General features: G+C 34.6%; 8 protein-coding genes. 7 read left to right on the forward strand and 1 reads right to left on the reverse strand.

What is annotated here, in order from left to right:
* Window positions 1-5: 5 nt before the first annotated feature.
* The gene (locus BUA72_RS02595; RefSeq protein WP_175548847.1) at window positions 6-1,454 is read right to left on the reverse strand and encodes a WG repeat-containing protein; all 1,449 of its coding nucleotides are present in this window, start codon (window positions 1,452-1,454) and stop codon (window positions 6-8) included.
* Window positions 1,455-1,799: 345 nt separating this feature from the next.
* Here BUA72_RS02595 and BUA72_RS02600 point away from each other — a divergent pair, with 345 nt between their 5' ends.
* From BUA72_RS02600 to BUA72_RS02630, 7 genes are all read left to right on the forward strand, one after another.
* Window positions 1,800-2,633: a cell wall anchor protein gene (locus tag BUA72_RS02600; protein ID WP_072921703.1), complete on the forward strand. Its 834-nt coding sequence runs from the start codon at window positions 1,800-1,802 to the stop codon at window positions 2,631-2,633.
* A 9-nt stretch (window positions 2,634-2,642) separates the two neighbouring features.
* Window positions 2,643-3,113 (forward strand): hypothetical protein, encoded by a 471-nt coding sequence (locus tag BUA72_RS02605; protein WP_072921704.1) that lies wholly within the window; start codon window positions 2,643-2,645, stop codon window positions 3,111-3,113.
* A gap of 52 nt (window positions 3,114-3,165) precedes the next feature.
* Window positions 3,166-9,816 carry an RHS repeat-associated core domain-containing protein gene (locus BUA72_RS02610; protein ID WP_072921705.1) on the forward strand — a complete coding sequence of 2,217 codons (6,651 nt, stop codon included), beginning with the start codon at window positions 3,166-3,168 and terminating at the stop codon, window positions 9,814-9,816.
* A gap of 5 nt (window positions 9,817-9,821) precedes the next feature.
* Entirely contained in the window at window positions 9,822-10,277 is a 456-nt protein-coding gene (locus BUA72_RS02615; RefSeq protein ID WP_072921706.1) for a hypothetical protein, read from the forward strand.
* A gap of 289 nt (window positions 10,278-10,566) precedes the next feature.
* On the forward strand, window positions 10,567-11,013 hold the full coding sequence (queD, locus tag BUA72_RS02620) for a 6-carboxytetrahydropterin synthase QueD (RefSeq protein ID WP_034731429.1): 447 nt from the start codon (window positions 10,567-10,569) through the stop codon (window positions 11,011-11,013).
* Window positions 11,014-11,042: 29 nt separating this feature from the next.
* Window positions 11,043-11,834 (forward strand): UDP-2,3-diacylglucosamine diphosphatase, encoded by a 792-nt coding sequence (locus BUA72_RS02625; RefSeq protein WP_083544109.1) that lies wholly within the window; start codon window positions 11,043-11,045, stop codon window positions 11,832-11,834.
* A gap of 181 nt (window positions 11,835-12,015) precedes the next feature.
* The gene (locus tag BUA72_RS02630; protein ID WP_072921707.1) at window positions 12,016-12,999 is read left to right on the forward strand and encodes a LuxE/PaaK family acyltransferase; all 984 of its coding nucleotides are present in this window, start codon (window positions 12,016-12,018) and stop codon (window positions 12,997-12,999) included.
* Window positions 13,000-13,005 lie beyond the last annotated feature (6 nt).

Below are 13,005 nucleotides of genomic sequence, written 5' to 3' on the forward strand. Positions count from 1 at the left end.
GACCATTAAAATATATAGGACTGTACACCACAGTTTTTATAAAATGTCTCTGAGTCTTCAATAGAGTTTGAACGATATAATTCCTGAAGCTCTTCTATAGATAGCTTTTTCTGGATTTCCCCCTGCAGATCCAGGATATACCATTCGCCTCCTGTTATTACGTGCTCGTCATAATGTACCTCAGGTTTTTTCCATTCACTGTATTCATTATATAAATCAAACCGGTATACTTCTCCGTTTTTGTTGGCCAGATATAGGTTTTCGTTGAGTTCTTCGATCCATTCATATTCAAATGGGATGAGTATTTCGGATTGTAGATTTATAATTCCCCATTTGCCGCTTTCCAGTTTTTTTCCGTGGCTGGTGTATAGATCCGGATTATCAGCGGTGATTTTTGTGCCGATCAATTCTGTGAAATTTTCAATATAGGTCCATGTGAAATCGCCTTTGAATGCTCTTAATCTTGTTTTATCATATGTCCAGTCCAAATAATCATAACCTGGTACTATTTCAATAGACTGATTATTCAGAATACCCCATTTTTTTTGAACATCAAAAAACCGGATAAAAGAATTTTTCTGGTCTACGAGCTGTCCTTCTGTGACCTTTATTTTAGTTTTATCTGTAAAGAAGTGGAGGGAAATATCATTTTCATGAGGAGTGATGGCAGAGTCTAAAGAATCGTTGACGAATATTTTCTGATAAATTCCATCAATTAAAGGCTCATTCCGATGGTTGGTTAAAGTGAAACCGCCCTCTTTTTCAATAGTATATAAAGTGTGAGAATGAATTTTTTCGGCATAAGGTACACTGATCTCTGTAAAACTGCTGTTTTTTTCATTAAAACCAATCGTTGGAATATGATTGGGCAAATGTCCCTTCTCCTCTTTTATAAAACGCCCTTTGGTGTCAAAATAAAAAAGTCTTCGCACATAGTTATTCATATCTTCTTCATTGTCTGGAAACATTGAGCCGCAAAATATATTAAAATCAGGATAATATCTTACTTCATTAAAAAATGGAAGAATCAGGATGCTCTTATTTTTAGAATCCATAACACCTGCCAGATGATGGTAGGTATTGGCGAAAAATTCGTCATAAGGTCTGGAAACCCTGTTGATATCAAAGTTGACCAGATACATTAAATCAGCATATTCCCATAAAACTGAGAAAGGGTGTTCCTTATTCTTACAATGAAGAGTGTGCAAATCGTCTTTAACGGTTACCGGGTACATTGCGCAAAAATCATCAGTTCTGTGATTCTCAACAGATACGCTTTTCAGATATTCATTGAAATCCAGATCCAGAATAAACTTGTAATCGAACCATTTCTCACGCTTTGCTTTTTCTTCTTCCTGAAATTCTTCATCAGAATAGAGTGGGTCTTTGCCCAGGTAACTTCGTATAAAGTTGTGTTCTTTTTTAAACTCAGGATTTGTTTTATCATTATTCATGTCTCCCATTTTAAACTTAAGCTAAAAATAATTAATTTCAAACTTAAGCTTTATCTTTTTACTATGATAGGGATTGCCAAAATTTTCACATTACAGGGATTGAACAGAATAAATTGTACTTCGAAGAAAATTAAAGCGATATTTTGTTTTTAGTTTAAATTTTAATTTTATATAAATATTATTGAGAATGATATAATGGATTCTATTGTTTTGGTGTGAATATATAAACGTAAGGTGTTTTAAATCATAGTTTTAAAGTTGTAATTTGTTAAATAAATCTTTCTTTAGTGAGGTAAAAAAGAATACTTTTGCAAAAAATAAGACAATCTATTTTTACATACTAAGATGAAACAAAAATTATTATCAATGACCCTGTTGGTGTCATCGTTCACATTTGCACAATCATGGAATCTGACAGGAAATTCAGGAACAAATTCTTCGGGAAACTTTATTGGAACAACAGATAACCAGCCATTGGTTCTTAAAACTAACAGTGCTGAAGCAATGCGTATTCTTCCTGATGGAAAGATTAGAGTAGGGATAAACGACCCCAAAGCAAATGGTGCTGAGTTTTTTAGAATCTATAAGGCTGAGAACCCTGTCCTGGAAGTTGCCAGTTCATTAGGCTCATTCCAGATTACAAAATCTACCTGCGACGGATGTTTTGGAGGTAAAACCGGAGATACAGTGCTTAGAAATATAAGCAGAACCCATAATATTATTCTTTCGATGCCTAATGATAACAATGACGGGCAATATTATGTAGGGGTTCAGGATCTTGCTAACGGTATTTGGGTGAAATTCTTTAATAACGCTACTGCAAGATTTGACGGTAAAATCTTTGCTAAAGAAGTTGAAGTTAAGGCCAATGTTTGGGCGGATTATGTATTTCAAAAAGATTATAAGCTAAATACTTTAGAGCAGGTAGAAAAACATATTCAGGAAAAAGGACATCTTCCCAATATGCCTTCGGCAGAAAAGGTGATGCAGGACGGGATCAACGTAGCAGAGATGAATGCAAAGCTTCTTGAAAAAATTGAAGAATTAACTCTTTATTCCATTCAACAGAATAAGCAGATAAAAAATCTTCAGGAAGAGAACAAAACGTTGAAATCTCAATCTCATGAGATTGAAGAATTGAAAAAACAGGTTCAACAGATTCTTTCCACCAAAAAATAAACACCACAGATGAAAACAAAATTACTTTCGATCTTTTCTTTGTTTATAGGCTTTTTCGGTTTTTCTCAAACTGAAGTCTATTTTAAATATGACGAAGCTGGAAACCAAAGATACAGAGGACCAGATGCCGCAGGAAAAGCAGCCCCAGCTGAAACAGCAAAAAAACAAACTACAGCCGCAGCTTCTTTGCAACAGCCAGTTGCAATGGATGAGAAAACATTTTGGAAACAAATCAGACTGTATCCGGTACCCGTCAATGATATTCTTACCGTCGATTGGACTGAAGAAGCAGATCATTTTATAGAATCCGTTTCACTCTATCAGCACAGCACCGTGCACTGGAAATTCCAACAGCAAAATATTCCGGGGCTGAACCGTCAGCTTAAAATCAATATGACCGGATATGACTGGGGAGTTTATATCCTACGTTTTACGTTGAAGGATGGAAGGGTCTTCGGTAGAAATGTTACAAAACGATAAGCTGTTTTTCTGATTCGTTATTTATCAATTTATTAACACAAAGAAAAAGAATATGAAAATTTTCTACTCATTCATTATATCCTGTATCTCGATATTAGGATATTCACAAACTATATTGTATCAGTCGGAAAGCGCCTCGCGAACGGTTCAAGATCCGCAAACCGTAGTGCTTGCACAGGGATTTCATGTTTCTTCTGCGGTTGCCAATCCTTTTGTTGCTAAGATTGGACCCAATACAGAAAATCCGGGCGGAGAACCTGCGGATTCCAATGCAGGAGCAAATAACCCAAGTGGGACAACTGTTTCAGGTGATCAAAAATTCCATGATACAAAAGGAAACATAGAGGTCACAGGAGCAGGACAATTACAATTTACGTTACCTATTGCTTTGCCTCCGGGAGTGAAAAGTGTAGCCCCTCAGGTTAATTTGGTTTATACCAGTGGTTCTGGAAACGGTATTGCAGGATATGGCTGGAGTATGTCTGGGCTGACAGCCATTTCAAGGTCTGGAAAAACAGTTGAAAAAGAAGGGGAAAGTGGAGGAGTTCAATTAGATTATTCTGATTATTATAGTTTTAACGGGCAGAGATTAATTTTAAAATCCGGAGAATATGGCAGAGATGGGGCTGAGTATGTGACAGAGAAATATTCTAATGCGAAAATAAGATCAGTCGGAAACACTCTAAATATATCAGGTCCTGATTATTGGGAAGTGACTTTTGAAGATGGTTCTCAGGCTAAATATGAAAAAACATTCACCAATAGTTCTAATGGAGCTATGATCCCAACATTGGAATATAACATTACAAAATGGAAAGATGCCCAAGGTAATTATATAAGTTATAATTATGAGTATACCTTAATTTCGGGCTTCAGGGGTACAGACGGTGGTGTCTCCAGAATATCATCTATTAATTGGGGTGGAAATGAAACTTTAAATAAGCTCCACTTTAATACTATTGATTTTAGTTATCGCGACAGGGATTTTGCAGAACAGTCATATGTAAGGGGATTGAGATATACTCAAAATAAATTGCTGTCTGAAATTAAGGTAAGTTCAAATGGAAATCAGTTTAAAAGATATGCTATTGAGTACATAAAAAATGGGAATAATTATCAGTTAGTTAATACAATTATAGAACACAATACTGAGGATAGTCCTGCAAATCCAGTAACCTTCAGTTATCCCGCTCCAACCCTACAAAGTCTGGAATTTTCACCAAACAATATGGATAGTTTTGACAATGTCAGATTAGCTGGAGATTTTAATGGAGATTCTTACGTGGATTTCATTATGAACAATGGAAACGTTAAACTAGGGGCTTTTAATGAAGTTTTTACCGATGTTCCTACAAATAAGATTTTTGGTACTGACGCAAAGGTTGTTAATACTTTACTAGATGAAGAAGGACAGGTTTATAATGGAAATGGAATTGTTCAATATGAAAATGGTAAAGTTGTAGGCTATATTTTAAGAGATAATATTTTTGTTAAAATATTTGAAAAAGAAATTTATGACATTTCAACTTGCGGTATTGATACAAATCATAGCTGTACAATTAAAGCAACGTTTGACGAAGGAGATATTGATGGAGATGGGATAAGTAACCTAATAATTTCTCTTGCAAGAACAGATTGTTACCTGGAAATAATACACAATCCTGAGGAAGGACTGCCTCCTGGGGGTGCTACGTGCTATGATTCTCCTAGAGTAAATTTTATTGTAGATCTTAAAAATCCCAATATTCCAGTTTCAACATTTACTGTTGATTCCAATATCAACGAAAGTATATATGATAAACTACAATATAATGATATAGATGGCGATGGAAAAGTTGACATCATAAATGTTTCGAACACTGACTATACTGTGTTTGAGTTTGTGAGAACTTCTCCTTTTGAATATATCAAAAAAATAAAATTTACAGGGAGTTTACTAGAAGCGAAAAATCCTGATTTCCCTGTACTTTATGGCGATTTTAATGGCGATGGAAATCTTGATTTTACAATTCCTGTTACAGACACTCAGGAAAAAGATAACTGGAGATTTTATATGGGAACTGAAAAAGGATTTTCTAATTTTTTAAAATCTAATTTTTTAAAATTCAGAAAACCTAATGCTTCAACGGGAAGTTTTCATATTTATCGTAATTTTTATTCAACATCAGATATAAACAAAGACGGTAAGTCTGATATTCTTCACATCAATTCTTATAATGATATAGGTCAGCAAGATTCAAATGGTAATTCTTCTTACAGAACTTTTGGATATGATATATATACTTATACTTATGATGGTGCTCAGGGAAATGGATCATTAGATTTTGCTGTAAGTAATAAACTTGGAGGGCATAAATATGTAGTACAAAATTATAAAGAATTCAGCTTGTTTTCACCTATCACTTCGCAAATTAAAGTGAATAACAACTACTATGATGTTTTTTTATTTTGGAAAGAGCGGATACATAAGCTTAAAGCTCCTTCTTCAATCAGAGAGCTTTCTCAGGTAAAATCCATTACTCAGGGAGGAATTATAACGGCGGTAGATTATTTGGAAGTAATCCCCAACAATACTATTAATCCCAATTTTTATAAAAAAATTAAGAAAGAATTTTATCCCTATTTTTCTTTAAGCCGTTTAGATCAGTCCTATGCTGTATCACAGCTTAGGCAGGAAGGCAAAACGCAAGACTTCAGATACAGAGGCATGACAGGGCATATGCAAGGAAAAGGTATGATAGGATACTATCAATCTTCCCGTTCTTCATGGTATGCTGATGTTTCTGTGAATATTAAAATTTGGTCTGGAGCAGAAATAAATCCGCTTATGGATGGAGTCCCAGTAAAAGAATGGTCTATCAGAACGAACGATGAATCTAAAATTTTTCCAACCGATATTTCTGAGAATAATACCCAGTTATTAAGCTTTAAATCTACTCTTTATCAAGCTGATAAATTGTTGAACAATCAGCTGGTCACTGCACCTGTTTCAGATAATAACAAACCGAATATAGTAACGGCAATTATTGCGAAAAATACCAAAACTAAAGATTTTCTAACAGGAACAATCACTACAGGAAGTATTATCTATGGAGATTATTATCTTCCGGCACAAAGTGTGACCAATATTGATAATAACTATGCTATAAAAACTTCAGCATTTGTATATATTCATAATTCTGGAGGAACAGGAGCTGACTATTATATAGGACGTCCCAAATCTAAAATTGATGTAATACAGGCGTATGGAGATACAAAATCTAAAAAAGAAGAATATACTTATGAAAATAACCTTTTAAAAACATTAAAAACCTGGAACAGAGATAATACGGGTTATCTATTAGAAACATATAATTATGATAGCTTTGGAAATATTGTAAAAAATGGCACCAGCAATAGTACAGATTCCCAAACACAGACTAGCGAAGTGCTATATGACTCTAAAGGAAGATTTGTAGAAAAGAAAATTGATAATCTAGGCCTGGAAACCAATATTATTTACACTCAATGGGGACAGATTGAAAAACAAACAGATCCGCTGGGTAATACACTTTATAACAAATATGATGGATGGGGCAAACTTCTTTCTTCCAAAAGTAATTTAGCAGGAACCACCACTTATCAATACAAAAAAGACGTTAATTCCAATGTTACCATAACTCAAAATGATCCCGACGGAAATATATCAAAAAAGGAAATCAACAAATTGGGACAGGAATATAAAGTTTCTACCAAAGCATTTGGGCAAGGGCAGTTTGTTTCTAATGAAACTCAATATGATATACTAGGAAGAAAAATAGCAGATAGTGAGCCTTATTTTGAAGGACAAAGTGCTAATAAATGGAGTACAGTCACCTACGATGATTCTGTATTTCCGTCCATATTAAAAGCAAAATCCTTCAATGGGAAGGAGGCAACAACGTCTGTTTCAGGATTAACAACAACAGTTAAAGAGGAAAATGGTAACTTAAGAATAACAACCAAAACGGTAGATGCATTAGGAAATACAATTTCTTCTTCAGATAAAGGAGGCACCATTACATTCTCTTATAATGCAGGAGGAGAACAGATCCGCGCTAAATATGCAGAGAATATCGTAACCACCCAATATGACTCATGGGGAAGAAAATCGGAATTTAATGACCCTTCTAACGGGACATACAAATATGAATATGATGGTTTTGGCCAACCTAAAAAAACAATAAGCCCTAAAGGAACTAAAGAATATACTTACAATTCTTCTGGCCAGCTTATTTCCCAAAAAGAACTCTCTTCTACAGATGGAGGACAAGCGACCAATAAAATAATTTCTTACCAATATGATGATAAAGGAAGAATCGTTTCTAAGTCCGGAACATCAAAAGGAAAAACTTATAGTGCCAACATTTCCTATGATCCACAGGGCAGAATACTATCTTCTTCTGAAAGCAGTAATGGTAAATACTTTATTCAAAAGGGAGTCACCTATGACGATATGGCAAGGATGGTTTCTTATGAAAGAAATCTATATTCATCGGGTGTTCTTACGAAAGTAGTAGTAGAAAATATTTATAGTGCATGGAATGGAGAGCTTTATCAGGTAAAAGATAAAACTTCGGGAAAAATTCTATGGGAGCTTAATCAAATCAATGAAAAGGGACAGATTCTTAAAGCAAAATTAGGATCTGTAGATATCATCAATGATTACAATGCCGATAGCGGTTTTCTTAAAGAGATCAAGCATAGTACAGCCGGAAATTCAAGTTTCTTACACATAAAATATCAATTTGATGCCATTAAGAATGAACTGAAAAGTAGAATTACCGGGGGGGATTTCAATATTTCCGAATCCTTTGATTATGATGATAACAATAGGCTTGTAAAATGGACTAATCCTGTAACAGGCCATGATAATACGAACGTTTATGATGTTAAAGGAAGAATCTTAGAAAATAATCAGGTTGGAACCATTAAATTTGATAATGCTGCAAAGATTTATCAGCCTACAGGGATGACTCTGAATGCAGAGGGATCCCAAAATTATAATAACGATCTCATCCAGAGTATTGCTTATAATGAAAATAATGACCCTGTATTTATTGATGGGGCAAAAGGTGACGTAGCTTTCCAGTACGGACTCACAAATATGAGGCAGAAAGTAAGTTACGGTGGCAATTTTGATCCTGATCAGGAAGGGAATTTTACTAAGTATTATAGTGAAGATGGGAGTTTTGAAATTCTTAAAGATAATATAACAGGTAAAGAAAAACATATTCTTTATATCGGTGGTAGTCCTTATGAAAGTAATATTGTTTATATAAAAGATTATTCAGAGAGTACAGGCTCTTATAAGTTCCTGCATAAAGATTACTTGGGAAGTATATTAGCTATTAGTGATCAGGCAGGAAACAAGCTTGAGCAGAGACATTTTGATGCTTGGGGTAATTTTACCCATCTTCAGATTGGAAATGGTCCGGTCATTACGGATAAAAATATAATCAATAATACTTCGTTATTATTAGACAGAGGATATACCAGTCATGAACATTTTGCAGAAGTGGGAATTATCCACATGAACGGAAGACTTTATGATCCTTTATTAAGAAGATTCCTAAATGCAGATGAATATATACAGGATCCCTATAATACACAGAATTATAATAAATACGGATATGTATTAAATAATCCGCTTATTTATAATGATCCAAGTGGAGAGGTGCTTCCCTTCTTAATTGGTGTTGGGCTGGGATATTTTTGGGCTGCAGTTATATCCGGTGCGATTATTGGAGCAGCAATAAGTGTAGGTATGTACGCTCTTCAGGCAACATTGAATAATAATTGGTCTTGGGGTGGCTTTGCTAAATCTATTTTAATGGGAACTGTTACAGGTGCAGTTTCTGCAGGCCTTGGAGATGTATTTAATGCGGGAGGCTTCTGGGCTACTGCTGGAAATGGAGCTTTAGCAGGAGCAGGAAGTGGTGGTGTTGTTTCTTTAATAAATGGAGATAATTTTCTTGAAGGATTGGCAAAAGGAGCTGTGATCGGGGGAGCTGTGGCTAGTATTAGTTATTCAGTAAATTATCTAGCGAAAGGACTTTACAAAGCTAAACATTTATCAAAGGATCAAGTAACAAATATAGATGAATATAAATATGACGTTAATGTAAGTAAAGAAACAATGCAAGAAAATATAGATAATATGAGAAGCTCTAATTTTAGTGATGCAGAAATGAAAATTTATAGAGTTGAGAGCGACAAACTTGGAAAGATGATTGATTTATCTGGATATTTAAGCCCAGGACCTGGGCGTCAGGATCTTGCATATACGACATATGATTTTTTAACAGGACGTTCCACTATATATTATTCACCTATTGCGGCACAGAATAATCCTCTTTTAGCTCTTTCTATGGTTCATGAAACAGGGCATGCATATGGTAATGCATTGGGATTAATAGATAGTTCGATAGACAGAAAAAAATATAACATTAACTATGGAGCTTTGGACACAACTCAGCATTTTGCAATTGCTAAGTTAGAGCACGTATATGCTAAATACAATTTGCTAAATTATAGTAGCAGAAGCCCTAAGCTATTTGTTGATTATGAAGATGTTAATCTGATTGAATATTTTAAACTATCACCTAGTATGAAAAGCTTAGTTGATGACAGTTTTCAAAAATTGCTTCCTGTATTTCAAAGATTTATGCACTATAAAAGATAATAATTATGAAAAAAATAATAATCATTGTATTTTTCCCATGTCTTGCTCTATCACAAGAATATGAAGATTTTAATTATGAAGAGGTTAGGAAAAAAGATTGCTTTATAACAAAAATAGAATCTTATAATAGTAAAACAGGGTTATATTATAGAGCTAGTTGTGGATCTTATTCTGCATCCTTTGAAGAAAAAGTAATAATTCCGCTAACAAAGCAAGAAAAATCTAAAATTTGGAAGATTAAAAATGAATCAAAGAAACATGTTTTAGAAGATTGTACTATAATTGAAAATATTACTATCAAATCAAGTTTTCTCTTTAATAATGAGAAGTTAACTACAAAATGTGTAGAAACACAACTTGAAAAAAAAATGTTTATAAAGCTTAATATGGAGTTAAGACTAATCTTAGAATCAAAACCTGAATACCGCAGAGCGTTTTATTGGGAATTTATAAAGAAATAATAGCTAGTGTAGTATATGCAATTACAAATAATTCTGAAAAAAAATATTTGCTAATTTTAGATAATACAGAGTAACTATTAATCATAAATATATCTTTAAAGAAAATAACGAGCTATTCAAAACATTATAAATTTATATCTGATACAAATTTATAATGTGAAAAAAGCACAAGCGTCCATACTTGTGCTTTTTTTAATAATAAAAGATTCACTTTAGGGCCGCTGCTCACAATTTGTTTTTCCAGCCCGGATAGACCACTTATAATTATGTTTTGTCATATCTTTGCACTATGATACGTATTACAAAAATTTTCACATTCGAGACAGCCCATGTGCTGTACAACTACGATGGGAAATGTAAAAATATGCACGGACACTCCTATAAACTGTTTGTAACGGTGAAAGGAAAAGTGATTAATGATTTGGAGAATTCCAAAAATGGAATGGTAGTGGATTTTGGGGATATTAAAAGTATCGTAAAATCTGAAATCGTGGATCTTTGGGACCATGCCGTTCTTGTGAATGCATTGTCGCCCCATAAAGAACTGGGGGAGGATCTTGAAAATAAAGGACATAAAGTAATCTACTGCAGCTTTCAGCCTACCTGTGAGAACATGTTGTACGCTATTGCTGCAAAAATAAAATCAAAACTTCCGGCTGAGGTTTCTCTGGCCTACCTTAAACTTCACGAAACGGAAAACTCTTATGGAGAATGGTTCGCAGAAGATAATAAGTAACAGTAATTTATCCATAAAAATTCAGACCGGTGTTAAAAACGATCATTAATTTAGAACCTGGAAAAAAAGTATATTTTGCTTCAGATCAACATTTTGGAGCTCCTACACCTAAGGAGAGCAAAGTGCGTGAAGAGAAATTTATACGCTGGATGGACGAGATCAAAGAAGATGCTCAGGTTTTGTTTTTAATGGGTGACCTTTTTGACTTCTGGCATGAATGGAAACATGTGATCCCAAAAGGATATGTACGTGTTCTCGGAAAAATAGCCGAACTGAAAGACAGGGGAATTCATATTTATTTCTTTGTAGGAAACCATGACCTGTGGATGAAAGACTATCTGGAAGAAGAGATCGGATGTACTGTTTTTTATCAGAAACAATATTTTGAGATGGGCGGAAAGCAGTTTTTGCTGGCTCATGGAGATGGTCTCGGACCCGGTGATAAAGGCTACAAAAGAATGAAGAAACTGTTCACCAATCCTTTGGCGCAGTGGTTTTTCAAATGGTTGCACCCGGATATTGCGATGAAAGTGGCTTTGTATCTTTCACAGAAAAACAAAATGATCTCCGGAGAAGAGGATAAGGCGTTTTTAGGAGAAGATAAAGAATTCCTGATCATCTATTCAAAAGAAAAACTGAAGAGCCAGAAGATCGATTACTTTATCTATGGCCACCGTCACCTTCCGATGGTGCTGGATCTGGAACAGAAGGCAAAATACATCAATCTGGGCGACTGGATTTCTTATTTTACGTACGGAGTTTTTGAAAGTGATTTTGAACTGAAAACCTATAAAGACGGCACAAAAAAAAATTACCCCTGAGAGAGGTAATTTTCGAATGAACCGAAGCTCACTCTTGTTTTTAATCCATATTCCGGGTAAGTACTTGCAAGAAGTTTACCAAAGTGTAATGCTTCCATTAAAAAAATATTAAAAAAATAGGTTTTATTGTGTAATTCATTCATTATGAATTGATAATGAACTTAAAAATAGTCTTAGAAAATTGAAAAATATATTCAGCATACAGACAGAACAGGATTTCCTGAATGCCTCGTTGGCCGCTTTTCGTTATCAGTACGAAAATGTTGAGATATATAAAAAGTTCGTGGATTATCTGAAAATAAATGCGGACGAAATCAACAGTCTGGAGAAGATTCCTTTCCTGCCGATAGAGATGTTTAAAAACCACCAGATTCTGGACAGGAATAAGTCAACAGATCTGTTTTTTCAGAGTTCAGGAACCACACAGATGAATCTTTCGAAACATTTCATTGCAGCTCCCGATCTTTATGAAGAAAGCATCTATAAAAGTTTTGAACAGTTTATAGGAAAACCGGAAGATTTTATTTTTCTGGGTCTGCTTCCGAGCTATCTGGAGAAGCAGAATTCTTCCCTGATTTATATGGTAGACTATCTGATGAAGAAGTCTGCAAAACCTGAAAACGGCTATTTTTTGTATAATCATTCTGAACTGTTTGAACTTCTAAACCGTTTGAAAGATAAAAAAGTCATTCTTTTTGGGGTATCTTTTGCTCTTTTAGATTTCCTGGATTCTGTGGAGTCTCTTGATTTTTCAATTGAAGGATCTCAAAATCTGACCGTTATTGAAACCGGAGGAATGAAGGGAAGAAAAGAGGAAATGACAAAAGATGAGCTTCTGAAAATTCTGCAGAATGGTTTTAAAACAGACAGAATCTACTCAGAATATTCCATGACGGAACTGCTTTCACAGGCCTATTCATTGGGAAATAACGAGTATAAGTGTCCCAACTGGATGAAAATACTGGTGCGTAATGCAGAAGATCCATTTTCTTACGAACAGGAAGGTAGAACCGGAGCCATCAATATTATAGATTTGGCTAATATCCATTCATGCTGCTTTATTGCGACGCAGGATTTAGGTAAAACGCTTCCGGGAGATACATTTCAGGTGCTGGGAAGAATAGACCACTCCGATATTCGCGGATGCAGTTTATTGGTTTCTTAATTATCA

This window comes from Chryseobacterium sp. OV279 (assembly GCF_900128945.1).
GTDB lineage: Bacteria > Bacteroidota > Bacteroidia > Flavobacteriales > Weeksellaceae > Chryseobacterium.